Below are 26084 nucleotides of genomic sequence, written 5' to 3'. Positions count from 1 at the left end.
CCTACGCTTAAGGAAGCGGGACCGGGGTAGGGCGTGAATCACACTTTGACCGGATTGGGCCTCGCGATCGTCCTCGCGCTGGCGACAGCCCTGATCGGGCCGTTCTTCATCGATTGGGGCGATCACCGTGAGGCGTTCGAGCGGCAGGCGAGCCGCATTCTCGGCGTGCCCGTCAGCGTGCGCGGCGATGTCGAGGCGCGCCTTCTGCCGTCCCCGCGCATCAGGTTCGGCCAGGTCGTCGCTGGCGACGAATGGGCGGCCTCGAAATTCACCGCCGACAGCTTCGAGCTCGATCTTGCGCTAATGCCGCTGCTGCGCGGCGAATATGAAGTCTCGCGACTTAATGTCGTGGGCGCCGATCTGAAAGCCTCGCTCTCCGCCGATGGCGAAATTGCGCTGCCGCTTGCCGCCGGCATGGGCCATGACGATCTCGACGCCATCGCGATTGCCGATCTCAATATCGAAAACTCGCGCATCACCGTCGCCGATCCCGCCGCCAACCGGAATTTCGCAATCGAGGAATTCGCGCTGCAGGGCAATGCCTCGTCGCTGGTCGGCCCGCTGAAGCTCGATGCCGCGGGCAAGATCGCCGGGCGTCCCTACAATCTGCACATCACGACCGGGCGCTTTGATCCGGCCGGTCTCGGCCAGGTGTCGATTTCGGTGCAGAGCCCCGAAAGCCCCTCGCTCAATCTCGATGGCACCGTCCTCCTGTCTTCCAAGCCGCAATTCGACGGCAAGGGCTCCTTGGTGCAGACGGCGGCGGCCGAAGGCCAGCCGGCGCGCGAGCCGTGGAAGATTGCCGGCGAAGTGAAGGCCGATATCCGCCGTCTCGAAGCCGACAAGGTGGAATTCGAGCATGGCGCGACCGGCCGCGAGCTCAGGCTTGCCGGCGGGCTCGGCATTGTGTTCGGGCCGAAAGCCTCCGCCGAAGTGCGCCTGAAGGGCCGCACCGTCGATATCGACCGCACGCTCGGCCGGCCGAAGGATGCGCCGCCGGTTTCGCCGATCGAAGCGCTGACCACGGTCGCCGACCGTTTTGCGCTGACCGAAGACATGGCGGTGCCGCTGCGCGTTTTCGCCGATATCGAAAATCTCAATCTCGGCGGCGATCTCGTTCAGAACGTCAAGCTGCAGGCGGCCTCGGCCCCCGGCGGCTGGACGATTGAAAATCTCACTCTGCGCGCCCCCGGCGGCGCGCAGCTCGATGCTTCCGGCGCGCTGATGGCGCGCAAAGACGAGCCGCGTTTCAATGGCGGTCTTCGGATCGATGCGCCCAATGTCGGCGCCTCGCTGCATTGGCTCGAGGGTCTCGGCAATCCGCGCACGCCCGTTGCTCTGAAATCGCTGAAGCTGGAAGCGACGCTCGCCGCGCGTCCCGGCTCTTACGCTCTGGAAGATATCGTCGCCGCTATCGACGGCGCGGACGTCAAAGGCCGGCTTGCCTTCACCGGCGGTCAGGACCGCAACCGCCTCGAAGCGCGCATCCGCGCGCAGAAGCTCGATCTCGATGCGCTCGATGCCGCGCGTCTCTTTGCGTTTGCCGGGCGCACCGGCAATGCCTCCGGCACCGATATCGAACTTGCGCTCAGCGTCGGCAAACTCACTTACGCAAAGGTCGACTGGTCGCGCGTCGATGCCGATCTGACTTTGGCCTCGGGCGCGCTCGATATCCGCCGCCTGTCGATTGCCGATCTCGGTGGCGCGAAGATCGCGGCGACCGGGCGTCTGTCTGAAAAAGACGGCAAGCCCTTGGGCCGCCTCGAAGCCAGGATCGATGCCGGCAATCTCAACGGCCTCGTTCAGGTTCTGCGCGCCAGCGCATTGCCGCCCTCACTTGCCGACGCCGTCGGCGCCCGCGCGTCGCTGCTGGCGCCCGCGGCGCTGAGCGCGGTCTTCGATTCGTCGGGCGGCGGCGCTACGGCGAAGATTTCCGGCACGCTCGGCGGTACCGCCATCGAGTTCGATGCGGCGGGCACGAAGTTCGCGCTGTCCGGTATCGTCAAGGCGCGACTCAACGCATCGGCGGCCGATGGCGCGCGCCTCTTCGGCCAGCTCGGCCTTCCGGCGATTGCGGTTGAGAGTTTCGGCCAGGCGACGCTGGAAGCCATGCTCGACGGCGATCCGGCCAAGGGCGCTGAGGTCGATATCAAACTTGCCGCCGCCGCCGACACGCTCTCCTTCAAGGGCCGGACCGAAGACAAGGACGGCAAGGAACTCGGTGGCCGTCTCGATCTCGTTCTGGACGATGCCGGGCGCTATGCGGTTCTCTTCGGCCGCGCGCCGCCGGCAAGCCTGCCGACGCTGCCCGTCTCGATCGGCGGCGATGTCGGCTATGGCGAGAAGGGGTTCGATGTCACGCGCCTCGCCGGCCTCATTCAGGGCCGCGCGCTGAAGGGCGATCTCGGCTACGGCAAATCGGGCCTGCGCGGCTCGCTCGAGATCGCCTCGCTCAGCATTTCGGAACTTGCCGGCCTTGCGCTCGGCCCGCTCGCTCTGAACGAACCGGACACGGCCGGCTGGCCGACAGGCGCGGCCGGTCCCGGTGTGTTGTCGGGTCTTGAGGGGCGCGTTGCTGTTCGTACCGACGCGCTTGAAATCACCCCCGGCATCACCGGCACGGCAGCGAAGTTCAATCTCGTTCTCGGCCGCAACGAATTTGCCGTTCAGGACGCCGAAGCCAGGCTCACCGAAGGAACACTGAAATCAAGCTTTGCCATCCGCCGCGGCGGTGAGGATCTGTCGCTGGCCGGGCGTCTTGCCGTCGAGGGCGTTGCGCTTAACCGGTTCGTCTGGGGCGGGGCATCGACTCCCGCCGCAAAAGGCACGCTCGATCTCAACGCCGATATGCTGGGCTCGGGCCCGAACATTGCGAGCGTCGTTTCGGGATTGACCGGCAGCGGCAGCTTTACGCTGAAAAATGCCGAACTGAGCTCGCTCGATGCCGGCGCGTTCGAGCGCACGCTCATCGCCACGGAAAACCTGCCGACGCCGCCCAATCCGCTCGATGTCGGCCGCCGTTTCGGCGAGGAACTGGCCATGGCCAATCTCGACGTTTCGGAAATCTCATCGGCCTTCACGATTGCTTCGGGTGTCGTGCGCATCGGCAATGCGGCGATTACCGCGCCCCTCGTCACCGCGACCGCCTCCGGCACGCTCGATCTCGCCGCCCGCCAGATCGCCGCGGAACTCGTGATGCGGCCGAAAGTTCTGAGCGATATTCCCGACGCCGAAATTCCCCCGGCCGATATCACTTTGTCGGGCGCCTGGGGCGCGCCGGTGCGCAGCACCGAAACGACCGCCTTTGCCAATGCGCTTGCCGTGCGCGCCGTCGAGCGCGAGATCAAGCGGGTCGAGCAGATGGAAGTCGAGCGCCGCGAGCGCGAGAAGAAGGCGGCCGAAGAGGAAGCGCGGCGTCTTGTCGAGGAACAGCGCCTGAAAGTCGAACAGGAAGAGGCGGCGCGCCTGAAAGCCATTCGCGAAGCGACCGGCGATATTCCGCTCGGCGATCTGCCGCCGCCGGTCGATACGATGCCGAAAGGGTCGAAGGCCGAGGTGCCGCCGCGCAGCGGCAGCACAAAATCTCAGTCGCCGCTCGATTTCTTGCGGCGGCCCGTCGTGCCGGAAGCCTCGTCGCGATAATAAGCGAGCACAAACAGCCGGACCGCCGAAGACAGATTGTGTTCGCCGCGCCCGGCGTCGATCTCGGCCACAAGGCTACGCACGCTTGACCCGCGTGCCGTCGCAATATCGCGCAACCCGTTCCAGAAAGCGTCTTCGAGCGTCACCGAAGTCCGGTGGCCGGCGATCTCGATCGAGCGTTTGATGACACCGCCCGTCACGTTATCACCGTCACGTCTCGTCTTTGTCGAGACGGTGCTGATCGAGTTTGGTCTTCGCCTTTTTCTCGCGCGCTGTGTCGGCCGTTTTGGAAGCCTTCGTGCGCCCGTGCGCCGCACGGTTCTCCACCGCTTTGGCGGCCTTCTCAGCGCGCTCTTTGTCCTTGCGGAAGCGGTTGAGATTGACGATGTCGGCCATCAATCGGGACCGATCATCTTTTCGGGGCGCACCACTTCGTCGAATTCCTTGTCGGTGACATAGCCGCCGCCGACGGCTTCCTCGCGGAGCGTCGTGCCGTTCTTGTGCGCGGTTTTGGCGATCTTGGCCGCATTGTCATAGCCGATCTTCGGCGCGAGCGCCGTGACGAGCATCAGCGAACGGTCGAGCGCCGCCTTGATATTGTCTTCGCGCGGTTCGATGCCGGTCACGCAGTTCTCGGTGAACGAGACGGCGGCGTCCGCCATCAGGCGCACCGATTGCAGGAAATTATAGGCCATCACCGGGTTGAAGACGTTCAGTTCGAAATGGCCCTGGCTGCCGGCGAAGGTGATCGCGGCGTGATTGCCGAAAATCTGCACGCAGACCTGCGTCAGGGCTTCGGACTGCGTCGGGTTCACCTTGCCCGGCATGATCGAGGAGCCCGGTTCGTTTTCCGGCAGCGAGAGTTCGCCGAGACCCGAGCGCGGACCCGAACCCAAGAAGCGGATATCGTTGGCGATCTTGAAGAGGCTCGCGGCGACTGTGTTGATCGCGCCGTGCGAGAACACCATGGCATCGTGCGCGGCCAGCGCTTCGAATTTGTTCGGCGCGGTGGTGAAGGGCAGTTTGGTGATCGACGCGATCTTGTCGGCGACCGCCTTGTCGAAACCCTTCGGCGCGTTGAGCCCGGTGCCCACCGCGGTGCCGCCCTGGGCGAGCTGCATCAGCTTCGGCAGCGTCTGCTCGATGCGCTCAATGCCGTTCTGCACCTGCTGGGTATAGCCGGAGAATTCCTGGCCGAGCGTCAGCGGCGTCGCATCCTGCGTGTGGGTGCGGCCGATCTTGATGATCTTCTGCCATTTCTGCGCCTTATCGTTCAGCGCATTGCGCAGCGTCTGTAGGGCAGGGATGAGGCGGTGAACGATCTCTTCCGCGCAGGCGATGTGCATCGCCGTGGGGTAGGTGTCGTTCGAGGACTGACTCATATTGACGTGGTCGTTCGGATGAACCGGCTTCTTCGAGCCCTTCTCGCCACCGAGCATTTCAATGGCGCGGTTCGAGATGACCTCGTTGGCATTCATGTTCGATTGCGTGCCGGAGCCCGTCTGCCAGACAACGAGCGGGAAATGGTCGTCGAGCTTGCCCTCGATGACTTCCTGGGCCGCATCGACGACAGCCTTGCCGACTTTGGGGTCGAGCCGGCCGAGATCCATATTCACTTCGGCGGCGGCGCGCTTGACGATGCCGAGCGCGCGCACGACGGGCAGAGGCTGCTTTTCCCAGCCGATCTTGAAATTGCCGAGAGAGCGCTGCGCCTGGGCGCCCCAATAGCGGTCGTCGGCGACATTGATGGGGCCGAACGTATCCGTCTCGCTACGCGTCTTGGACATATGGACCGCCCTCCAGCAGCGGCGTTATTTTTTGCGGAATTTATCGAGGCTGACGATTTCAGCCCCCTTGTCGTCGGTGGCGTCTTCACCGGCGGCAATCTTTTCGTCCTTGGGCGCCTTGTCGGTCTTGCGGCGGCTTGGCGGAGAAATCTCGGGTTCGGATGCGGCGCCGCGCGGCACATCGCGCGAAGCGGGAGCTGCGGGCTTTGCCGGTTTGTCTTCGGCCTGCTGGCTCAGCGGCTCGAATTTCAGACCGAATTTCACCGACGGATCGAAGAAGCCGGTGATAGCGTCGAAAGGTACATACAGTTTTTCCGGAACGTTGGAGAAGGACAGGCCGACTTCAAAGCCGTGCTCGCTGACCACAAGATCCCAGAACTGATGCTGCAATATGACGGTCATCTCCTCGGGATATTTCTCGCGCAGGCGCGGCGAGATTTTCACGCCCGGATATTCCGTGTTGAAGGAGATGTAGAAATGGTGCTCGCCCGGAACGCCGGTGCGCATCACATCTTCGAGCACGCGGCGCACGACGCCGCGGAGCGCTTCCTGCGCCAGAAGATCGTAACGGATGAGGTCGGTCGTCATGCCCTGCCGCGATACCCTTGTCCGATAGTCCTTTGCAATGCCCCGGGCAGGCCGAAGCAAAACGAAAGTGGAGGCTTCTGTTGCCAGGTGCCTCCGAACCCCGCCTAAAAGGTGCTAGCCAATCAGGACTTTAATACCGATACCGGCACTGCATTACGCAGCGACGGCCACCGGAGCATAGTTGTCGTTGGCAACTATAAGTTAGCCCTGTAACGGCGGTACAATGCCGGGCAAAAGCGCAACTTTTACACCCTCGTCGATCCTGTTTCGCCCCCGCCACAGCCCACCGCACGGATGGGTTCTGGTGGAGGCGCCGGGTACTGCCCCCGGGTCCGAATGGCTTATTACGAAGGCCGTTTATCACCATAGCCGGCCGAAGCCGGCACCTTTGAATATAGGTTCTGAAACCCCTCAAAGCAAAGGCTGAAGGAGGGAGTTTCCCTCACATTTGAACGTTTTATGGGCTTGGGGCGACCAAGCTCCTGCAGGGGTGAAACAGGAGCTTTTTCAATGAGTCTTGCGATCGATATGGGCTACCGCCCGGCGGCCCCGGACTTCACCCGCAGTTTCGGTCCCGTCACGGCTCTGATTGTCGGCCCGCTCGCCACCCTGTTGGCGACGTTTATCGCCGCCATTGCCGCGGTGGGTGTCGCCGCAAATCTCGATCCGAACGGACCTGCCGCCTTTTTTGAACAGACTGGCGCTGAACTCACGGGTGCCGCCGGCCAGCGGATCGAAGCTCTGGTGATGGTGCTGTCGGCGCCGTTCACCATCGCCATGATCCTCGGCATTTCAGCCCTGCGCGGCAATGTCCGGCGCATCCTTGCCATCGGCGGAGCGTTCCCGCTGCGGCCGCTCCTCATTGCCGCCGTCTGCGTGGCGCTGACGGTTTGCTTCGAGTTCTGGCTGAGCTCGACCTTTCCGGTCGTCGCCGAACTCGGCGCGCTGCCGAGCGAGAACACGGCGGCGCTGCCTGAAAACACGGCGCTCATTCTATCGATCATCGCCGCCGTCATCGGCGCGCCGCTCGCCGAAGAACTTGTCTTCCGCGGGTTTGTTTTTACCGCCGTTCGCGAACGCTGGGGCTTTGCCTGGGCGCTCGTTCTCAGCTCGGTTCTGTTCGCCGCCATGCATTTCGAGCCGACGGGGCTCTACGCTCTCATCGTCCTGCCATCGGCGTTCCTGCTCGGCTGGCTGCGCGAGAAGACCGGCGGCATCTATGCGCCGATCCTCATCCACGCGGTCTTCAACACCATCGCCTGCGCCGGGCTCGTCGTCTGACGGGTCCAAAGAAAAAGGCGGGAGCTTGCGCTCCCGCCCCTTCACACGTCAGCCACGCGTCGCAGAACAGACGCGCCCGACGCACTTCTCTTTAATAGCGAACCACGCGGCTCACCTGGATCACCCGGCCGGTGCGGTCGTCGATCCGCACTCGCAGAAAGCCGGGGCCGCGGCGGGCATCGCCGATGACCACCCAGTCGCCGCGATTGTGGGTCACGCGGCGGACTTCGCCGACGCCGTTGCGGCGGGCGATGAAGATGGCGTCGCCGCGGTCGACATTGCGGCGGTAGCGGCGGTCCCAGCGGTCGTAATCCTTGTCGCCGGGATAGATGCGGATGCCGTTCGGGGTGATGACGATGCCCTGGGCGCTCGCCGGGGCGGGCGCCGCAACCGCCGCGAGCCCGAGGCCGAGCGTCGTCGCAACCAGCGCGCCTGCAAGAATCTTACGCATAATATCCTCCTCCTTAAGTCCTAGCCCTGCTTGGACTTTCCTTTTATTCGGAGGGGGCTGAACCCGGTCTGAACGCAAGGTCTGACTTTCTGTTCAGAAACGGGGTCAAAAGGTCGGAATCGGGCGATCGCATCGCTATATTCGAGGCCGGAAGGATTTCGAATGCAGGCCTATCTCGACCTGATGCAGCGGATTTTGGCGGAGGGCGTTCGCAAGGGCGACCGCACCGGCACCGGAATATTGTCGGTGTTCGGGGCGCAGCTGCGGTTCGACCTCAGCGAAGGCTTCCCGCTGGTCACGACCAAGAAAGTCCATTTGCGGTCGATCATCCATGAACTGCTGTGGTTCCTCGCCGGCGATACCAATGTCCGCTATCTGCACGACAACGGCGTCACCATCTGGGACGAGTGGATGGACGAGAACGGCGATCTCGGTCCTGTCTACGGCAAGCAATGGCGCTCCTGGGCGGCGCCGGACGGCCAGACCATCGATCAGATCGCGCAGGTGCTGCACGAGATTAAAAGCAATCCGAATTCGCGGCGCATGATCGTGACCGCCTGGAACCCGGCCGATCTCGACAAGATGGCGCTCGCGCCGTGTCATTGCCTGTTTCAGTTCTACGTCGCCGACGGCAAGCTTTCGTGCCAGCTCTATCAGCGTTCGGCCGATCTGTTTCTCGGCGTGCCGTTCAACATCGCGTCCTATGCGCTGCTCACGCACATGATGGCGCAGGTGACAGGGTTAAAGCCCGGCACGTTCGTTCATAGCTTCGGCGACACGCATCTTTATCTCAATCATCTCGATCAGGCCCGCGAGCAACTCTCCCGCACGCCGCGGCCGCTGCCGCAGCTGAAGCTCAATCCGGCGGTGAAAGATCTCTTCGCGTTCAAATTCGAAGACATCGCCATCGAAAATTACGATCCGCATCCCGCCATTAAAGCGCCGGTGGCGGTGTGAGCCTTTCCATCCGTCCCGCCCGGCCAGGTGAGGCCGGGCTAGTTCTTGGCCTTGTGCGCGAACTCGCCGTCTACGAGAAGCTGCTGCACGAGGTGGACGCGACGGAAGAGATGATCGACCGCGAACTTTTCGGCGAAAAGCCGCGCGCGTTTTGCGACATCGCCGAATGGAACGGCGAGGCGGCTGGGCTTGCACTCTGGTTCTATAATTTTTCGACCTTCCGCGGCCGCTGCGGCATCTATCTCGAAGATTTGTATGTGCGGCCTGAACTTCGCGGCAAAGGCATCGGCAAGGCGCTTCTGGCGCGTCTCGCCCAGCGCTGCGTCGAGGAGGGGCTGACAAGGTTCGAATGGTCGGTGCTCGACTGGAACACGCCGTCGATCGATTTCTACAAAGCCATGGGCGCCGAACTGAAGGACGAATGGACCATCTGCCGCGTGTCGGGAGATGCGCTCGAAAAACTCGGGAGCACGCGGGCATGAACGAGCCCTCCGTCATCTTCGTCGTTGCGATGGCCGAGAACCGCGTCATCGGCAAAGACAATGTCATGCCCTGGCATGTCCGCTCCGATCTCAAGCGCTTCAAGGCGCTGACCTGGGGCAAGCCGATGATCATGGGCCGCAAGACGTTTCAGTCGATCGGCAAGCCGTTGCCCGGCCGCGAAAGCGTGGTTGTGACGCAAGATCCGAATTTTCATGCCGAGGGCGCCCATGTCGTCCATTCCACCGAGGCGGCGCTCGAGAGGGCCCGCCAGCTCGCCGTAGAACTACGGAGCGATGAGGTGGCGGTGATCGGCGGCGGCGAGATCTTCCGCCAGATGCTTAATGAAGCCCATCGCATCCATGTCACGGAAATCCATGCAAAGCCTCAGGGCGACGCCTTTTTCCCTGAGCTCGACCCCGGCCAATGGGTCGAGGAGAGCCGGACAAAGCATCAGGCCGGCGAAAAGGACGACCACGCCTTCTCCTATGTCGAGTATGTGCCGCGGGCCTCATCCGATGTGACGTGACGTGATTTGACCGGTTTCGGTTGATCCTCCACCTTGCCGTCCTCTACAAGGTCCAGCACATAAGCGGATGTACCGGCGACCCCGTCCGGTTTAGGGAAGGATTTCAATGCCCTGGAGTAATCAGAGTGGTGGCGGCGGCCCCTGGCGCCCCAATCCCGGCCCGTGGGGCGGCGGCCCGTCCAATCAGCGGCCTCCGGATCTCGATGAAATCCTCCGCCGCAGCCAGGACCGGCTGAAGAAGGTCATGCCCGGCGGCTTCTTCGGCGGCGGCCGCGGCATCATTCTCGGCGTCATTGCGCTGCTCGTCTTCTGGAGCGCCTCGGGCATCTTCCAGGTGAACCAGGGCGAGCAGGGCGTCGTGCTGCGTTTCGGCAAGCATGTGCGTTCGGTGGGCGAGGGCCTTCATTATCATCTGCCCTATCCCGTCGAGAGCGTGATCATCGCCAATGTGCTGCAGAACCGCCGGCTTGAAGTCGGCATTCGCCGCGAAGGCCAGGCGGAGCGCAATATTGGCGTTCGCGAAGTGCCGCAGGAAAGCCTGATGCTGACCGGCGACGAAAACATCGTCGACGTCAATTTCGCGGTGCAGTGGAAAATCAAACTCGGCGGCGCCGCCGATTTCCTCTTCAACATCCAAAATCCGGAAGCGACCGTGCGCGCCGTCGCCGAAAGCGTGATGCGCGAAGTCATCGGCCGCTCCGATCTGAACTCCGCGCTGACGGAAGGCCGTCAGAACATCGGCCGCTCCGTGCAGGAACTGATGCAGAAGACGCTCGACGAGTACCTGTCCGGCGTCGAGATCATCCAGGTTCAGCTGCTGAAGGTCGAAACGCCCGATCAGGTCATCGACAGCTTCCGCGACATCCAGGCGGCGCGTGCCGACCAGGAGCGCGTGCAGAACGAAGCTCAGTCTTACGCCAACCGCGTCGTTCCCGAAGCGCGCGGCGCGGCGGCTCAGGTCCAGCAAACGGCCGAAGGCTATCGCGAACGCGTCGTCAACGAAGCGCGCGGCGCCGCCGACCGCTTCAACTCGATCTTCACCGAATACAAGAAGGCGCCCGAGGTCACGCGCGAGCGCATGTTCCTCGAAACCATGGAGCGCGTGTTCCAGGGCACCGGCAAGATCATTCTGGATTCGTCGGCAACCTCGTCGGGCGTCGTGCCTTTCCTGCCGCTGAACGATCTGCAGCCGCGCACGATACCGCCTGCGTCCTCGCCGTCTTCCCAGCAGCCGCGTCCTGCCAATCCCACGGGAGTTGCCCGATGAAAGGCCTTGCCGGCGGCATCGCCGCCATTCTCCTCGCCGTGGCCGCCTATATCGGCTTCAGTTCGGTTTTCACCGTCAGCCAGACCGATCAGGCGCTCGTCCTGCGCTTCGGCCAGCTGATCAAGATCGTTCAGGAACCCGGCCTGAATTTCAAACTGCCGTTCATCGATACGGTGGTGCGTATCGACAAGCGCATCCTCGCGCTCGATCTTGCGGAAAAGGAAGTCGTCGCCGCCGATCAGAAGCGTCTGATCGTCGATGCCTTCGCGCGTTACCGCATCATCAATCCGCTGCTCTTCTATCAGTCGCTGAAGACGGTCGAGATCGCCAACAATCAGCTCGACAATTTCCTTGAATCGGCGCTGCGGAACTATGTCGGTGCATCGACCTTCCAGAACGTCGTGCGTGACCGGCGCAGCGAGCTGATGGCGCAGATCAAGGAAGAGGTGAACCAGAAGGCCAAGGAGCGCGGCATCGAAATCGTCGATGTGCGAATCCGCCGGGCCGACCTGCCGGATGCCAACAGCCAGGCCGTCTATACGCGGATGCAGACCGCTCTGCAGCGCGAAGCGGCCGAGTTCCGCGCGCAAGGCCAGGAAGCCGCGCAGCGCATCCGTGCGAAAGCCGATCGCGATGTCGTTGTCATCCTTGCCGAAGCCAATCGCGACGCCGAGCGCGTGCGCGGTGAGGGCGATGGTACGCGGAACGGCATTTTCGCCGAGGCCTACAGCCAGGATAAGGACTTCTTCTCCTTCTACCGCTCCATGCAGGCCTATGAGCAGAGTCTCGTCGGCGACACACGTCTCGTGCTGAGCCCGGATTCGGAATTCTTCCGCTACTTCCGGTTTCCGTCCGGTGCGCCGCCGGCCAAGGCGTCGGGGCAGTGACGGATTTTCTGGCCGCGTTGGGGCTCGTCCTCGTCATTGAGGGCGTGGTCTCGGCGGCTTTTCCGAATCTGACGCGCGCCGCCATGATGACAGCGGCGGAGACGCCGTCGGCCAAATTGAGGGTGGTCGGCCTTGTTTCCGCCGTGATCGGAATCGCGATCGTCTGGTTTGTTCGCAGATAGATCCACGTTAAGGGCGAGATAGCGATAAAGCAGGGCTTCCATGCCGGCGCAGCCTTGGCTAGGCTTTAGGCCGAGGCTTGTGAATGTCGCTTTTGTCGTACCCGTTCCGCGGTCGCTTCACGGCTCTTGCCGGCGGCCTTTTCCTCGCCTTCGCGCTTGCGCTCGGGCCTGCCTCCGCGCAATCACAGTCGCAATCGCCGCCCGCTCCGCGCGGCCCTGACGGCATCGCCGATGTCATCGATCAGGTGATCGACAGCGTCGTCCTGATCTCGACGGCGCAGAATGTCGATGCCGGTCCCGAGGATCAGAAGGCGCCGGCGCCCGAATTGTCGCCCGATGCGCCGCTCGATCAGTTCTTCGACGATTTCTTCGAGCGCCAGCAGCGCGGCGAAAACCAGTCGCGGCCGACGGGCGAGGGCTCCGGCTTCGTCATCGATGCTGCCGGCACCATCGTCACCAATTTCCACGTCGTTGATGGTGCGGACCGTGTCGAAGTCGTCTTCAACGACGGCACCAAGCTCGCCGCCGAAGTTGTCGGCAAGGACAAAGAGATCGATGTCGCGGTGCTGAAGGTGAAGCCGGTCGGGCCGCTGAAGCCCGTCGCATTCGGCGATCCGGAAAAGCTGCGTGTCGGCGAATGGGTGCTCGCGATGGGCAATCCGTTCGGCATCGGCCTGTCGGCGACATCGGGCATCGTCTCGGGCCGCAACCGCGATATGCGCACCGGTAAATACGACAATTTCATCCAGACCGACGCCTCCATCAACAAAGGCAATTCGGGCGGCCCGCTGTTCAACCTTGCGGGCGAGGTCGTCGGCGTCAACACCGCGATCCTGTCGCCGACGGGCGGCTCGGTCGGTATCGGCTTTGCGGTGCCGACATCGGCGTTCCGCCCCGTTGTCGCGCAGCTGCTCGAATTCGGCGAAACGCGCCGCGGCTATATCGGGGTGCGCATCCAGGATGTGCCCGAAGAAATCGCCAAGCGTCTCGCAATGAAGAATGTGCAGGGTGCGCTGATCGCGCAGACCGTCGAAAAGGGTCCGGCGGATCATGCCGGCATCAAGAAGGGCGATGTCGTCCTGTCCTTCGACGGCAAGCCCGTTTCGACCTCGCGCGCGCTGCAGCGCTTTGTTGCGGACGCGGGCATCGACCGCGATGTCGAGGTGCTGATCTGGCGCGACGGCCAGGAGATCAAGACGAAGATCAGGATCGCACGGCTCGAAGAGCCGGCCGAACCGGCAAAGCCCGCCGAGGAAAAGCCTGCGGCGCCGCCGGCCGCGACCGGCCAAATTCTCGGCCTTGATGTTGCGCCCCTGAACGATGACACGCGCAGCCGATTCAAGATCGATCCGACGATCGATAACGGCGTCGTCATCGTCGCCGTGCGCCCGGAATCGCCGCTGAAAGACGCAAATCTCAGGATCGGCGAAACCATTGTCGAGATCGGCCAGAAGAAGGTCGCAAATCTCGAAGAGCTCACGCAGAGGCTCGCGCAGATGAAGAAGGAAGGTCAATCGAGCGCGCTTGCGCTGATTGCCAATCCCGCCGCCGAGATGCGTTATCTCAGAGTGCCGCTGAAGTGACGAATTCGTCTTTCCGGTAGCCCTGCAGATAGAGCAGGGCCGTCAGATCTCCGTATTCGATCCGCGCGCCTGCGGCCGCCGAGACCGCGGGCTTGGCGCGGAACGCAACGCCGAGCCCCGCCTCCTCAAGCATCGCAAGATCGTTGGCGCCATCGCCGACCGCGAGCGTCTGCGAGGCGGTGAGCTTGAGCTTGCCGCGCAGCTCGATCAGCGCCGCGCGCTTGGCGTCGCGTCCGAGAATAGGATCGGAGACGGTGCCGGAAAGCGCCGAGCCGTCATGATCGAGAACATTGCCGCGCTGTTCGTCAAAACCGATCCGCGTGGCGATCGGCGCCGTGAACAAAGTAAAGCCGCCTGAAACAAGCGCGGTGCGGGCGCCGTGCGCCCGCATGGTCGCAACAAGCACCCTCCCGCCGGGCATCAGGCTGATGCGCTCATCGATGACGCTGCCGATCCGGTCGAGCTTCAAGCCCTTCAGCAGCGCGACGCGCTCGCGCAAAGCCGGCTCGAATTCCAGCTCGCCGCGCATGGTCCGTTCGGTGATCGCCGCGACATGTTCCTTAAGCCCAACGAGATCGGCCAGCTCATCGAGGCATTCCTGCTCGATCATGGTCGAATCCATGTCGGCGAGAAGGAGGCCTTTGCGCCGTTCCTCGGCCGGCAGGAGATTGAGGTCGGCGGCGGCGCCTTCGAGAGCGATGCGGGCAATGCCCGCAAGGTCACGGGTTTCGATCCCCGTCGCGGTGAACGGGATCTCGGCCGCAATTCCCGGCGCCAGAACGACAGGGGGCCGGGCCCCCGGCAGGACGGCGGAGACCTTGGCCAGCAGTCCGGGCTCGATCACCGGATTTTTTGGGTTCGCGGTCAGCGTGGCGATGTGGAGCATGGGCGCTGCTATAAACCCTTCGCCTCGGGAGTCGAGTAAATGGCGGCGGGAGTTAACATGGCAGACGGGCGCCCGGACCTCATCTTCATCGCCGGGCCGACTGCGAGCGGCAAGTCGGCCCTGGCTCTATCGCTGGCCGAGAAGCTCGGCGGGACGGTGGTCAATGCCGATAGCATGCAGGTCTACCGCGACCTTCATATCCTCTCCTCGCGCCCCTCAGCCGAGGACGAGGCGAGGGCGCCGCATCTCCTCTACGGCCATGTCGACGCCGCCGAGCCCTATTCGGCGGCGCGCTACCGGGCCGATGTCGAAACCCTGCTGCGCGAGCCGTCCGGCCGGCCGCTGATCTTTGCCGGTGGCACCGGGCTGTACTTCGAAGCTCTGATCCAGGGGTTATCCACAACCCCGGAGATCGAGCCGGAGGTGCGCGAATTTTGGCGTGCGCAGGCGCGGGATGCTCCCGCACTGCATGCCGAACTTGCCCGCCGCGATCCGGATATGGCGGCGCGGCTTCGTCCGTCTGATACCCAGCGCATCGTCCGGGCTCTGGAAGTCATTGATTCCACGGGGATCTCTTTGGCGCGCTGGCAGGAGCAGGCGGGCACACCGCTGATCGACCCGGCCGCCGCGGCAAAGTTTGTGCTCACCGTCGACCGCACCGCGCTGCGCGAGCGGATCGCCGGACGATTCGCCGGAATGGTCGAAAACGGGGCTTTGGAGGAGATTCGGGCCCTGGGAGAACGCAATCTCGCCCCGTCTTTGCCGGCCATGAAGGCCATCGGCGTTGTGCCGCTCCTGGCTCATCTGCGCGGCGGGCTCGGCCGCGACGAGGCGATTGCCCATTCCATCACCCAGACACGGCAATATGCTAAACGGCAGGAAACCTGGTTCCGCAACAGGTTAGGAGATTGGGCTCACCTGCCGTCCGAAGCGATTCTGGCAAAATTCTGAGCCGTTTTGAACAGCTTGGACGGTGGCGGAAAGCTGTCGAAATCGTGGTTGTGTTGCGTCGCAACTACATCCTGAGAGGGCATCATGATTTACAACTTGGTGGAATGGTTTTGGGAGGCTCCACCATGAGGCGAATTCTTTTAGCTGGCGCGGCTCTCGCGGCAATGACGACGGCCTCGGTCTCGGCCGATTATCCGGCTCCGATCGAAGATGTGGATGTATGGAGCGGCTTCTTTGTCGGTATCGCCGGCGGCTATGCGTGGAAAGAAGTCAGCTACGATTTCGAAGACGGCACGCTTGAAGACGATTTCAACTCCGACGACTTCATCATCGGCGCCTATTACGGCCGCAACTGGCAGTCCGGCGATTTCGTCTTCGGCCTCGACAGCAGCTTCAACTATGTCGGGATGGAAGAGGACGACATCCTTGACGACGATCCCGAACTCAACGCGGAAGCCAACTTCCTCGGCCTGTCACGCCTGAAAGTCGGCTACGCTGTTGATAATACTCTATTTTATGCCGCGGGCGGTCTCGCCACGACCTATATCGAAGTGGATGATATCACCGACGATATCGATGACGACGATTGGGCGTTCGGCTGGACGGTCGGCGCCGGTGTCGAGCACAAATTCTCGGACAATTGGTCGGCCCGCATCGAATACGCCTATTTCAACATCGAAACCGATGAACTCGATTTCGACGATACGATCGCGCTCGATATCGAAATCGAAGGTCACATCGTACGGGGCGGCGTCGCCTACCACTTCTGAGGCGCTTCGACGGTTTTACGGACGTGACCCTGGGGGCAGCAGTCGCTTTTGGGCGGCTGTTGCACCCAGGGCACATGTATTTTTGAGGAAGTGGCTTAGTCTCACCAAGAATCAACAGTTTGGGGGATTCTCGTGAAAAAGCTTCTTCTTGCCGGCGCGGCACTCGCGGCAATGACTTCGGCCTCTGTCGCCGCTGACTACGCCGCTCCCGTTGAGAACGTTGACGTTTGGTCGGGCTATTTCGTCGGCATCGCCGGCGGCTATGCCTTCAAGGACGTTGATGTCGACAACGACGACGGCGCGTTCGAAGACGATCTCGGATCCGATGACTTCATCATCGGTGCCTATTACGGCCGCAACTGGCAGTCCGACAATCTCGTGTTCGGTCTCGACAGCTCGTTCAACTATATCGGCCTCGAGGAAGACGACGTCCTCGGTGATGTCGGTGGTCCCGAGCTCGATGTCGAAGCCAACTTCCTCGGCCTGTCGCGCGTGAAGGTCGGTTTTGCTTTCGACAACACCCTGATCTACGCGGCCGGCGGTATCGCCACCACGATCATCTCGGTGGATGAAGTCGGCACGGGCGAGGATGATGACGACTGGGCGTTCGGCTTCACGGTCGGCGCGGGTGTCGAGCACAAGTTCTCGGAACACTGGTCGGCCCGCATCGAATACGCCTATTTCAGCATCGAAAGCGACGAGATCGAATTCGATACGGCTGGTACGGTTGATGTCGACCTCGAAGGCCATATCGTCCGCGGCGGCGTCGCCTACCACTTCTGATCCTTTGCGGATCTGAGCTTTAAACCCCGCCCGGGCGACCGGGCGGGGTTTTGCGTTTGCGCCAAATGTGGGGTGCTGCGAGTTCAAGGCGCAGTTGTGAAGTTCCCCACATGTTGCCGTGGGGATACATCTTTTGCCGCGGCTCGCGTCGTATGCTCCGGTCAGATTCGAAGACCGGGGGCATTCTTATGAAGCGTATCCTTCTCGCTGGCGCGGCTCTTGCCGTCATGACGACCGCCCCCATGGCCGCCGACTACGCGGCTCCGGCCGACGTCGATGTCTGGTCGGGCTATTTCGTCGGTATCCAGGGCGGCTATGCTTTCAAGGACGTTGAGACGCTTGTCGACGGTGCGGACGACGATTTCGAATCCGACGACTTCGTGATCGGCGCCTATTACGGCCGCAATTGGCAGTCGGGCGATTGGGTGTTCGGCCTCGACAGCAGCATCTCCTATATCGGCCTCGACGAGGATGAGATCGCGGGCAACGTCAATCTTGAGCTGGAAGCCAATCTTCTCGGCCTGTCGCGGCTGAAGGTCGGTTATGCCGTCGACAACACGCTGTTCTTCGTCGCGGGCGGTGTTGCCTCGACCTATTTCAGCGCTGAAGACACTGCCACAGACGATGACGATGACGACTTCGCTCTCGGCTTCACGGTTGGCGCCGGTGTCGAGCACAAGTTCTCGGACAGCTGGTCGGCCCGCATCGAATACGCCTATTTCAACATCGAGAGCGACGACATGACGGTGAACGCCGACGATATCGAGCTCGAGGTTGAGGGCCATATCGTCCGCGGCGGCATCGCCTACCACTTCTGATCCTTTGCGGATCTGACCCTTAAAACCCCGTCCGGACGGTCCGGGCGGGGTTTGTGCTTTTTTGCACATGTGGCTGCCGGATCACATACTTTCTGAGCCGCATGGCATACCTTCCCCAGCGAATCTAGGTTGGGGTAATTCCATGAAAACGCTTCTTCTCGCCGGCGCTGCGGTCGCGGCGATGACGTCGGCTCCTATGGCGGCTGATTATGCCGCTCCGGCGGATGTCGATGTGTGGTCCGGTTACTTCGTCGGTATCGCGGGCGGCTACGCGTTCAAGGATGTCGACTGGGATATCAATGACGGTGGCGAAACCGGTGATTTCTCGTCGGACGACTTCATCATCGGCGCCTATTACGGCCGCAACTGGCAGTCCGGCAATTTCGTCTTCGGCCTCGACAGCTCTTTCAACTATATCGGTCTCGACGAAGATGACGACCTTGGCGATCTTGAAGCCGAAGCCGATTTCCTCGGCCTGTCGCGCCTGAAGGTTGGCTACGCGGTCGACAACACCCTGTTCTATGCCGCCGGCGGTATCGCCTCGACGATCTTCAAGGTGGAAGACACCGCCACAGGCGAGGACGATGACGATTGGGCGTTCGGCTTCACGGTCGGCGCCGGTGTCGAGCACAAGTTCTCGGAACACTGGTCGGCCCGCATCGAATACGCTTATTTCAACATCGAAAGCGATGAGCTGGAATATGAGGCCGGCCCCGGCAGCGATGTGATCGAGTTCGACCTCGAAGGCCATATCGTCCGCGGCGGCGTCGCCTACCACTTCTGATCCGCCTCAAGGCCGGTTCGCTAAACCCCGCTCTCAAAGCGGGGTTTTTGCTTTTTGCGAGGCCTCTTAGGGGAGGCCTCCTTGGGGAAGCCCGCCCGGGGTCCCAGGGCAGGGGCCCCCAAACGCCAAGTCCCCGGCCAGTCCCGGGGGCGGGTTTTGCTTTGGTCTAAGCGGGTTTTGCTTGACCGGGTGAAGGTAGGGGATTATCTCCTCCCCAACGTTATTTAGGAGAGCGGGCCCGTGAGCACGCGAATTCTCGTAACCGGAGCGCCATCGACGTAACGGCCATTGGGCCGTCGCGAACGGTGGCGCATGCAGGGGCTCCTCGAGGCCCCTTTTTTATTGCCCGGTTACCTGACGTTCAGAGCACCGGGCCTAGCTAGGTTGGGTGTTGGAGGAAGCCATGAAGGGCGCAAAGGCTGGCGCACAGATGACCGGCGCAGAAATGGTCATCAGGGCACTGCTCGATCAGGGCGTGGATACCATTTTCGGCTATCCCGGCGGCGCCGTATTGCCGATCTACGACGCGCTCTTCCAGCAGAACGAGCTCCAGCACATCCTCGTCCGTCACGAACAGGGCGCGACGCACTCCGCCGAAGGCTATGCCCGCTCGACCGGCAAAGTCGGCGTCGTGCTCGTCACCTCCGGCCCCGGCGCAACGAACGCCGTCACCGGCATGGTCGATGCGCTGATGGATAGCATCCCGCTCGTCGTCATTACCGGTCAGGTACCCACCCATCTGATCGGCTCCGACGCGTTCCAGGAATGCGACACGGTCGGCATCACGCGCGCCGCGACCAAGCACAACTATCTCGTCAAAAGCGTCGAGGAGCTGCCGCGCATTCTGCACGAGGCTTTCTATGTCGCGCGTTCGGGCCGTCCGGGTCCGGTGCTCGTCGACATTCCGAAGGACATCCAGTTCGCGGCCGGCCTCTATACGGGCCCCGACCATGTCGAGCACCGCACCTACAAGCCGCGCGTTGAAGGCGATGAAGCCAAGATTCGCGAAGCGGTCGAACTCATGGCCAATGCCAAGCGCCCGGTGTTCTACACCGGCGGCGGCGTCATCAATTCGGGCACGAAAGCGTCCGAAGCGCTGCGCGAACTCGTGCGCCTGACCGGCTTCCCGATCACCTCGACTTTGATGGGCCTCGGCGCCTATCCGCATTCGGACCGGCAGTGGCTCGGCATGCTCGGCATGCACGGCACCTGGGAAGCCAATCACACGATGCATGATTGCGACGTGATGATCTGCCTGGGCGCGCGTTTCGACGACCGTGTCACCGGCCGCGTCGATGCGTTCTCGCCCGGCTCCAAGAAGATCCATGTCGATATCGACCCGTCCTCGATCAACAAGATCGTCAAGGCGGATATCCCGATCATCGGCGATGTCGGCAATGTCATCCAGGCGATGATCCGCATCTGGAAGGCCGAAAAGAAAAAGGCCGACAAGACCGCGCTCGATGCGTGGTGGAAGCAGATCGACCGCTGGCGGGCCCGCAAGAGCCTGAACTACACGAACTCGAAATCCGTGATCAAACCGCAATATGCGGTGCAGCGTCTGTACGAGCTGACCAAAGGCCCGAACACCTACATCACGACCGAGGTCGGTCAGCATCAGATGTGGGCGGCGCAGTATTACGGCTTCGAGGAGCCGAACCGCTGGATGACCTCGGGTGGTCTGGGCACGATGGGCTATGGCCTGCCGGCCGCGCTCGGTGTGCAGGTTGCCCATCCCGATGCGCTGGTCTGCTGCATTGCGGGCGAAGCCTCGGTGCTGATGAATATGCAGGAAATGTCGACCGCCGCGCAGCATCGCCTGCCGGTCAAGATCTTCATCCTGAACAATGAATATATGGGCATGGTCCGCCAGTGGCAGCAGTTGCTGCACGGCAGCCGCTATTCGCAGTCCTATTCCGAAGCGCTGCCCGATTTCGTCAAGCTCGCCGAAGCCTATGGCGGCTACGGCATCCGCTGCGAAGATCCGGCCGAGCTCGATGCCAAGATCAAGGAAATGATCGAGGTCGATGCGCCGGTCCTGTTCGACTGCCGCGTCGAGAAGGTCGAGAACTGCTTCCCGATGATCCCGTCGGGCAAGGCGCATAACGACATGATCCTCGGCGATGCCGCCGCAGCCGAAGACATCGGCTCGGTCATCTCCGAAGAAGGCAAGGTGCTGGTCTGATGCTTGCGAAGAACGAAAAGACCGAGCGTCATGTCCTGTCGGTACTGGTCGACAACGAGCCGGGTGTCCTCGGCCGCGTCGTCGGCCTGTTCTCGGGCCGCGGCTACAATATCGAAAGCCTCACCGTCTCCGAGACCGAGCACAACAAGCATGTCTCGCGCATCACCATCGTGACCTCGGGCACGCCCTCGATCATCGATCAGATCGAGGCGCAGCTTGGCCGTCTCGTGCCGATCCATAAGGTCGTGGACCTGACGAATTCCGGCCCGATGGTCGAGCGCGAGCTGGCGCTTGTGAAGGTCGCCGGCAAGGGCGAGGCCCGCGCCAAGGCCCTGCAGGTCTCGAAGGACTGGTCGGCGCGCGTCGCCGACGAGACCTCCGAAAGCTATGTCTTTGAACTGACTGGCGAGAGTTCGAAGATCGACCAGTTCATCGTGCTCTTGCTGCCGCTCGGCCTGATCGAGGTGTCCCGCACCGGGATCGCCGCGATCTCGCGCGGCGCCGAAGGTATGTAAAGCCTCGCTCTTGTCCCACCGGCCTTCCGGGCGCTAGAAGCCCGGCAGGAATTCCAACCTCTTCGGCCCGTCCGGCCGCTCGTTTCACGGGGATTACCAATGCGCGTTTATTACGATCGTGATGCTGATCTGAACCTCATCAAGGGCAAGAAGGTCGCCATCATCGGCTACGGCTCGCAGGGCCGCGCCCACGCGCTGAACCTCAAAGAGAGCGGCGTGAAGGATGTGGTCATCGGCCTTCGTCCGGAATCGACCACGGCGAAGAAGGTCGAAGCCGACGGCCTCAAGGTCATGTCGGTGGCCGATGCTTCGAAATGGGCCGATGTCGTCATGATGCTGACGCCGGACGAACTCCAGGCCGACATCTACAAGAGCGAAATCGCGCCGAACATTCGCGACGGCGCGGCGCTGGCCTTCGCGCACGGCCTCAACGTCCACTTCAACCTCATCGAGCCGAAATCGACGGTCGATGTCATCATGATCGCGCCGAAGGGCCCGGGCCACACCGTGCGCGGCGAATATCAGAAGGGCGGCGGCGTGCCGTGCCTTGTTGCGGTTCATCACAACGCTTCGGGCAATGCGCTCGAAATCGGCATCGCTTACGCGTCTGGCGTCGGCGGCGGCCGCTCCGGCATCATCGAAACGACGTTCCAGGAAGAGTGCGAAACCGATCTCTTCGGCGAACAGGTCGTTCTCTGCGGCGGTCTTGTCGAGCTCATCCGCGCCGGGTTCGAAACCCTGGTCGAGGCCGGCTATGCGCCGGAAATGGCTTATTTCGAATGCCTGCACGAAGTGAAGCTGATCGTCGACCTCATCTATGAGGGCGGCATCGCCAATATGAACTACTCGATCTCGAACACCGCCGAATGGGGCGAATACGTCACCGGCCCGCGCATCATCACCGACGAAACCAAGGCGGAGATGAAGAAGGTTCTGAAAGACATTCAGACCGGCAAGTTCACCTCCGAATGGATGATGGAATACAAAGGCGGCGCCGCCCGGTTCAAAGGCATCCGCCGCGTCAATGACAGCCACCAGATCGAAGAGGTGGGCGAGAAGCTGCGCGGCATGATGCCGTGGATCGGCAAGAACAAGCTGGTCGATAAAGCCCGCAACTGAGTGATTGAAAACCCCGGCCTCGCGCCGGGGTTTTTGTTTCGGGGGATACGCAAGCCTCATCCGAACAGACGACGATGGATGCCATCACGGATTCTAATTTGCGAAATTCCAGCCGGGGCTTAAACCCAAAGCCATGAACATTCTCTCCATCCAGTCCTGGGTCGCCTACGGCCATGTCGGCAATGCCTCGGCGATGTTTCCGATGCAGCGCCTTGGCCATGAAGTCTGGGCCGTCAATACGGTGCAGTTCTCCAATCACACCGGCTATGGCGCCTGGAAAGGCCAGGTCTATTCCGGCGATGCCATCCGCGAAGTCGTCGATGGTGTCAGTGAGCGCGGCGTTCTGCCGAGCTGCGACGGCGTGCTCTCCGGCTATATGGGCGATGCGACGATCGGCGAGGCCATCCTCGATGCGGTCGCGCGCGTCAAAGCCGCAAGTCCAAAAGCGCTCTATTGCTGCGATCCGGTGATCGGCGATGTCGGCCGCGGCGTTTTCGTGCGGCCCGGCATTCCCGAATTCATGACGACGCGGACCGTGCCCGCCGCCGATATCATCACGCCCAACCATTTCGAGCTTGAGCTGCTTGCGGGTTTTGAGGCGAAGGATGCGGCCTTGTTTGCCAAGGCGCTGAAGGCCGTCCATGCGCTCGGCCCGAAAACCATTCTCGTCACCAGTCTTCATCTGAACGACACGCCCGAAGGCAGTCTCGATCTCGTTGTCTCCGATCCGTCCGGACTTTACCGCGTGCGCACGCCGCTTCTGCCGGTCTCGGTCAACGGGGCAGGGGATGCCATCGCCGCGCTCTTCTTCGTCCATTATCTCGAAACGAAAAGCGCCGCCAAAGCGCTCGAAGGCGCGGCGTCTTCGGTCTACGGCCTCTTGAGGCGAACGTCTGAAGCAGGCTCGCGCGAGATTCTCTCCGTCGCCGCGCAGGACGAGTTTGTTGCGCCGACCACGCGTTTTAACGCGGAGAAGATATGAGTCGCCGTTTCGTCACGCTCGACGTCTTCACCGCCGAGCGCTTGGCCGGCAATCCGCTGGCCGTCGTGCTCGATACCGAGGGTCTGGATAGCGCCGCGATGCAGAAGATCGCCCGCGAATTCAATCTGTCGGAAACCGTCTTCATCCTGCCGCCGAAGGATCCGGTTCATCTCGCCTTTCTGCGGATTTTCACGCCCTATCGCGAGCTTCCGTTCGCCGGTCATCCGACCGTCGGCACGGCGGTACAGCTTGCGATCATGAACGGCGCGCATCCCGGCGAAGACCTTAATTTCATGGTCGAGGAACAGCTCGGCATCGTTCCCTGCACCGTGCGCATTGCAGGCCCCGAAAACGGCCGTGCGCGCTTTGAGCTGCCGCAACTGCCGGCGCGTATCGAATCCAGGTTCAGCAATGATGTGGTCGCCGCCGCGCTCGGTCTCGAGCTCAAGGACATTGGCTTCGGCCTGCATCAGCCGCGCCTCTATTCGGCCGGAAATCCCTTCGTCTTCGTGCCGGTGAAAACGCTCGATGCCATCGGCCGCATCAAACCGCAGGGAGGGTTCTGGCCCGAAGCGTTCGGCGGCGTTGCCTCCGTGTTCAGTACGGCCTCTGTTTTCGCATATACGCCCGAGACGGTGACGAGCGATGCGCGCTTTCATGCCCGCATGCTGGATTACACGCGCGAGGATCCGGCGACGGGTTCGGCGGTCGCAGCTTTTGCCGGCGTCGTCATGGAGTTCGAGCCGCCGCCGGACGGGCAGCACACACTCGCCGTTGAACAGGGCTATGAGATGGGACGTCCGAGCCGCATCGTGCTTGGGCTCGATGTCGTGAAGGACACGCTCACCGGCGCGACCATCGGTGGCGATGCGGTCCTCGTCCAGGAAGGCACGATCGCGGCGTGAACGTTCCGCCGGTTTAGCAGTCCCGCTGGATCGGCCAGATGCACCATCGGGCGCTGCGGGCACCGGTTATTGCGATCACATCAACGAATATCAGGCAGGTAAGATAGGCTCGTTCGATCGCTGTCGGGGTCCTGGCAAAAACTTCCGTCTTTGCGATGTAGCTTAGAAGCTTGTCGCGATTGGCGGCATAAAGGCGAACGGATGGCCCCGTCGTGCCCTCTGAAATGAGGCTGGAAATGAGCGCGCTGTCTCCTCGGACTTCGTCTACAATGCTGTCGTAACTACGGAGTGCCTCTTGGTAAGCTCCGTCAACTGGCGGATTTTTGTTGAACAATTCGATATAGGCACGGAGCAGTGCCAATTCTTGAGAAATAGGCCTTCCCAGACGCATCTCGCTGCGTATGTCGTTTATGAGTGCATCGAGTTCAGGGTTAAAGCCTTGCGCCCTGCCAATCTTGGGTGCGATTAATGCGGCTGCGCCAGCAAATGCAAGAAAGGTGCGCCGGTTCGTCATTACGTTTTTCCCTTTCGCTTTGTTTTGGGGGTTCTTTTCATCAGCAGCCCGGCATTGCGCAGCGCAAAGCACGAAACGGCAAAAACGCTTCCGGCGAGGAGTGTCATCTGGATCATCAGGATTTCCGCCAAGCCCTGAACTTTGGAATCGCTATTCAGCAGCGCCGAAAACTCCTTGGCGTTTGTTACGCTATGAATCTCGCCGATGGAGCTGATGAGTTGGCCCCTGCCGAACAGCGCAAAAAGCAGGGATCCTGCGGCGAGAACGATGGCGATTGCCAAAGCCAGCACCCACTCCAGGGCAACGGCCTCATTCGAGAGGCGCTTCTGCGCGATCCAAACGATGAGCCAGACACATGAGCCGCTCACAGCCAAAGCAAGAGAGATTAGAAAGTCGCTTTGCCCGACGACCGAATTGATGAATGTTTGTCCCATCGGCACCCCGTTCCGCTGCAAAGCCTATTCCCGCCTTCCAATACATTCAATTTATACGTGTAGAACATGAGCATTCTCAATCCCTCCGGCCGCGCGCCGATCATCGGCGATGTCGACACCTTCAACTGCGAGGTCACGGACGAGGGCTGGCCCTGGGCAGAAAAGAAAACCGCGGCGATTGCCGAATATTGGAAAACGGCCATCGCCGAGAAGCCGGAAATGTTCGACGGGGAGGTGCTTGTCGCGACCGAGGTATCCGTCGAGAAATCAAAGCTGGTCGCGGAGCTTTCGACCGTCCGCTATTCGGCGCTGAATTTCTGGACGACATCCGGCTTTCCGCATGCCGGGGTGTTCAATCTGTTCGGCGCGGGGATTGTCGTGACAAAGGATGGCGCTGTTCTCATCGGTGAGATGGCGCCGCATACCTCCAATGCCGGCTTTTCCTATTTTCCCTGCGGCACGCCGGATCTCGACGATGTCATCGGCGGGCGGCTCGATGTCGACGGTTCGATCCTGCGCGAACTCGAAGAAGAGACGGGGCTGGGTTCGGCCGATCTTCAGCCCTCCGAGCAGCGCTGGATCGCCTGGGACGGAGCTCTGTTTTGCTGCGCCCGCCGTTGCGACACACAGCTGACGGGCGAGGAGGTCGAGCGGAAGGTCTCGGGGTATCTTGCGGCGCAGCAGCGGCCGGAGCTTGCCCGCATCCATCTCGTCCGCCGTATGGACGAGCTGCAGGGCCTGAACGTGCCGGCCTATGTCTCGGCCCTTATCGAACAGATCCTCGAACCCTGATCAGCATCAGAG

28 protein-coding genes and 1 other RNA gene are annotated in these 26084 nt (G+C 62.1%); 20 read left to right on the top strand and 9 right to left on the bottom strand.

The features are described from left to right. Positions 1-33: 33 nt before the first annotated feature. The gene (locus tag IZ6_RS10705) at positions 34-3642 is read left to right on the top strand and encodes an AsmA family protein (protein ID WP_222875044.1); all 3609 of its coding nucleotides are present in this window, start codon (positions 34-36) and stop codon (positions 3640-3642) included. Here IZ6_RS10705 and IZ6_RS10700 read toward each other — a convergent pair. From IZ6_RS10700 to ssrA, 5 genes are all read right to left on the bottom strand, one after another. Further along, complete coding sequence (locus IZ6_RS10700) at positions 3585-3842, bottom strand: ribbon-helix-helix domain-containing protein (protein WP_222875043.1); 258 nt, start codon at positions 3840-3842, stop codon at positions 3585-3587. The two genes, IZ6_RS10705 and IZ6_RS10700, sit on opposite strands and share 58 nt — an antisense overlap. 10 nt (positions 3843-3852) lie before the next feature. Next, complete coding sequence (locus tag IZ6_RS10695; protein ID WP_338054667.1) at positions 3853-4038, bottom strand: DUF4169 family protein; 186 nt, start codon at positions 4036-4038, stop codon at positions 3853-3855. Continuing rightward, positions 4038-5429: a class II fumarate hydratase gene (gene fumC / locus IZ6_RS10690; protein ID WP_222875041.1), complete on the bottom strand. Its 1392-nt coding sequence runs from the start codon at positions 5427-5429 to the stop codon at positions 4038-4040. The genes IZ6_RS10695 and fumC overlap by 1 nt, the downstream gene beginning before the upstream one ends. Before the next feature lie 24 nt (positions 5430-5453). After that, positions 5454-6017: an SspB family protein gene (locus IZ6_RS10685; protein WP_222875040.1), complete on the bottom strand. Its 564-nt coding sequence runs from the start codon at positions 6015-6017 to the stop codon at positions 5454-5456. A gap of 66 nt (positions 6018-6083) precedes the next feature. Beyond that, positions 6084-6441: a transfer-messenger RNA gene (gene ssrA / locus IZ6_RS10680) on the bottom strand. Between the two features lie 86 nt (positions 6442-6527). On the opposite strand from ssrA, the gene IZ6_RS10675 reads away from it, so the two are divergent. Further along, positions 6528-7298: a CPBP family intramembrane glutamic endopeptidase gene (locus tag IZ6_RS10675; RefSeq protein WP_222875039.1), complete on the top strand. Its 771-nt coding sequence runs from the start codon at positions 6528-6530 to the stop codon at positions 7296-7298. Positions 7299-7389: 91 nt separating this feature from the next. Here the strand turns inward: IZ6_RS10675 and IZ6_RS10670 are convergent, their stop codons facing one another. Further along, positions 7390-7749, bottom strand: a complete 360-nt coding sequence (locus IZ6_RS10670; RefSeq protein WP_222875038.1) for a hypothetical protein — start codon at positions 7747-7749, stop codon at positions 7390-7392. 162 nt (positions 7750-7911) lie between these two features. On the opposite strand from IZ6_RS10670, the gene IZ6_RS10665 reads away from it, so the two are divergent. The 7 genes from IZ6_RS10665 (at position 7912) to IZ6_RS10635 (ending at position 13634) form a co-directional block, all read left to right on the top strand. Next, a complete protein-coding gene (locus IZ6_RS10665; RefSeq protein ID WP_222875037.1) occupies positions 7912-8706 on the top strand; it encodes a thymidylate synthase in 795 nt (264 codons plus the stop codon). Beyond that, the gene (locus IZ6_RS10660; protein ID WP_222875036.1) at positions 8703-9188 is read left to right on the top strand and encodes a GNAT family N-acetyltransferase; all 486 of its coding nucleotides are present in this window, start codon (positions 8703-8705) and stop codon (positions 9186-9188) included. Before IZ6_RS10665 ends, IZ6_RS10660 begins: the two co-directional genes overlap by 4 nt. Beyond that, positions 9185-9715, top strand: coding sequence for a dihydrofolate reductase (locus IZ6_RS10655; protein WP_222875035.1), 531 nt, complete (start codon positions 9185-9187; stop codon positions 9713-9715). The genes IZ6_RS10660 and IZ6_RS10655 overlap by 4 nt, the downstream gene beginning before the upstream one ends. A 106-nt stretch (positions 9716-9821) precedes the next feature. Then, positions 9822-10982, top strand: a complete 1161-nt coding sequence (gene hflK / locus IZ6_RS10650) for an FtsH protease activity modulator HflK (RefSeq protein ID WP_222875034.1) — start codon at positions 9822-9824, stop codon at positions 10980-10982. Then, a complete protein-coding gene (gene hflC, locus IZ6_RS10645) occupies positions 10979-11869 on the top strand; it encodes a protease modulator HflC (RefSeq protein WP_222875033.1) in 891 nt (296 codons plus the stop codon). The genes hflK and hflC overlap by 4 nt, the downstream gene beginning before the upstream one ends. Beyond that, complete coding sequence (locus tag IZ6_RS10640) at positions 11866-12051, top strand: DUF2065 domain-containing protein (protein ID WP_222875032.1); 186 nt, start codon at positions 11866-11868, stop codon at positions 12049-12051. The genes hflC and IZ6_RS10640 overlap by 4 nt, the downstream gene beginning before the upstream one ends. Before the next feature lie 83 nt (positions 12052-12134). Continuing rightward, positions 12135-13634, top strand: coding sequence for a Do family serine endopeptidase (locus tag IZ6_RS10635; RefSeq protein ID WP_222875031.1), 1500 nt, complete (start codon positions 12135-12137; stop codon positions 13632-13634). Here the strand turns inward: IZ6_RS10635 and serB are convergent. After that, complete coding sequence (serB, locus tag IZ6_RS10630; protein ID WP_222875030.1) at positions 13615-14520, bottom strand: phosphoserine phosphatase SerB; 906 nt, start codon at positions 14518-14520, stop codon at positions 13615-13617. The genes IZ6_RS10635 and serB overlap by 20 nt on opposite strands. Positions 14521-14577: 57 nt before the next feature. Here serB and miaA point away from each other — a divergent pair, with 57 nt between their 5' ends. The 10 genes from miaA to IZ6_RS10580 all read left to right on the top strand — a co-directional run bounded on the left by miaA (position 14578) and on the right by IZ6_RS10580 (position 24332). Next, on the top strand, positions 14578-15471 hold the full coding sequence (miaA, locus tag IZ6_RS10625) for a tRNA (adenosine(37)-N6)-dimethylallyltransferase MiaA (RefSeq protein ID WP_222875029.1): 894 nt from the start codon (positions 14578-14580) through the stop codon (positions 15469-15471). Between the two features lie 125 nt (positions 15472-15596). Further along, the gene (locus IZ6_RS10620) at positions 15597-16241 is read left to right on the top strand and encodes an outer membrane protein (RefSeq protein ID WP_222875028.1); all 645 of its coding nucleotides are present in this window, start codon (positions 15597-15599) and stop codon (positions 16239-16241) included. A 132-nt stretch (positions 16242-16373) separates the two neighbouring features. Then, on the top strand, positions 16374-17024 hold the full coding sequence (locus tag IZ6_RS10615) for an outer membrane protein (RefSeq protein WP_222875027.1): 651 nt from the start codon (positions 16374-16376) through the stop codon (positions 17022-17024). Positions 17025-17212: 188 nt separating this feature from the next. Continuing rightward, complete coding sequence (locus tag IZ6_RS10610) at positions 17213-17842, top strand: outer membrane protein (RefSeq protein ID WP_222875026.1); 630 nt, start codon at positions 17213-17215, stop codon at positions 17840-17842. Positions 17843-17984: 142 nt separating this feature from the next. After that, positions 17985-18626, top strand: a complete 642-nt coding sequence (locus IZ6_RS10605; RefSeq protein ID WP_222875025.1) for an outer membrane protein — start codon at positions 17985-17987, stop codon at positions 18624-18626. A gap of 403 nt (positions 18627-19029) precedes the next feature. Then, positions 19030-20811 carry an acetolactate synthase 3 large subunit gene (locus tag IZ6_RS10600; RefSeq protein WP_222875024.1) on the top strand — a complete coding sequence of 594 codons (1782 nt, stop codon included), beginning with the start codon at positions 19030-19032 and terminating at the stop codon, positions 20809-20811. Further along, on the top strand, positions 20811-21326 hold the full coding sequence (gene ilvN, locus IZ6_RS10595; protein WP_222875023.1) for an acetolactate synthase small subunit: 516 nt from the start codon (positions 20811-20813) through the stop codon (positions 21324-21326). The genes IZ6_RS10600 and ilvN overlap by 1 nt, the downstream gene beginning before the upstream one ends. Positions 21327-21425: 99 nt before the next feature. Beyond that, positions 21426-22445, top strand: coding sequence for a ketol-acid reductoisomerase (ilvC, locus tag IZ6_RS10590; protein ID WP_222875022.1), 1020 nt, complete (start codon positions 21426-21428; stop codon positions 22443-22445). Between the two features lie 133 nt (positions 22446-22578). After that, the gene (gene pdxY, locus IZ6_RS10585; protein WP_222875021.1) at positions 22579-23427 is read left to right on the top strand and encodes a pyridoxal kinase PdxY; all 849 of its coding nucleotides are present in this window, start codon (positions 22579-22581) and stop codon (positions 23425-23427) included. Further along, positions 23424-24332: a PhzF family phenazine biosynthesis protein gene (locus tag IZ6_RS10580; RefSeq protein ID WP_222875020.1), complete on the top strand. Its 909-nt coding sequence runs from the start codon at positions 23424-23426 to the stop codon at positions 24330-24332. Before pdxY ends, IZ6_RS10580 begins: the two co-directional genes overlap by 4 nt. Positions 24333-24345: 13 nt before the next feature. Here the strand turns inward: IZ6_RS10580 and IZ6_RS10575 are convergent, their stop codons facing one another. Continuing rightward, positions 24346-24846, bottom strand: coding sequence for a hypothetical protein (locus IZ6_RS10575; RefSeq protein WP_222875019.1), 501 nt, complete (start codon positions 24844-24846; stop codon positions 24346-24348). Further along, the gene (locus IZ6_RS10570) at positions 24846-25280 is read right to left on the bottom strand and encodes a hypothetical protein (protein ID WP_222875018.1); all 435 of its coding nucleotides are present in this window, start codon (positions 25278-25280) and stop codon (positions 24846-24848) included. The genes IZ6_RS10575 and IZ6_RS10570 overlap by 1 nt, the downstream gene beginning before the upstream one ends. Before the next feature lie 66 nt (positions 25281-25346). On the opposite strand from IZ6_RS10570, the gene IZ6_RS10565 reads away from it, so the two are divergent. Next, positions 25347-26072, top strand: a complete 726-nt coding sequence (locus IZ6_RS10565; protein ID WP_222875017.1) for a hypothetical protein — start codon at positions 25347-25349, stop codon at positions 26070-26072. The last annotated feature ends 12 nt before the right edge of the window (positions 26073-26084 follow it).

Source organism: Terrihabitans soli (assembly GCF_014191545.1).
Taxonomy (GTDB): Bacteria; Pseudomonadota; Alphaproteobacteria; order Rhizobiales; family Methylopilaceae; genus Flaviflagellibacter; species Flaviflagellibacter soli.
This window is presented reverse-complemented; position numbering and strand designations above follow the sequence as displayed.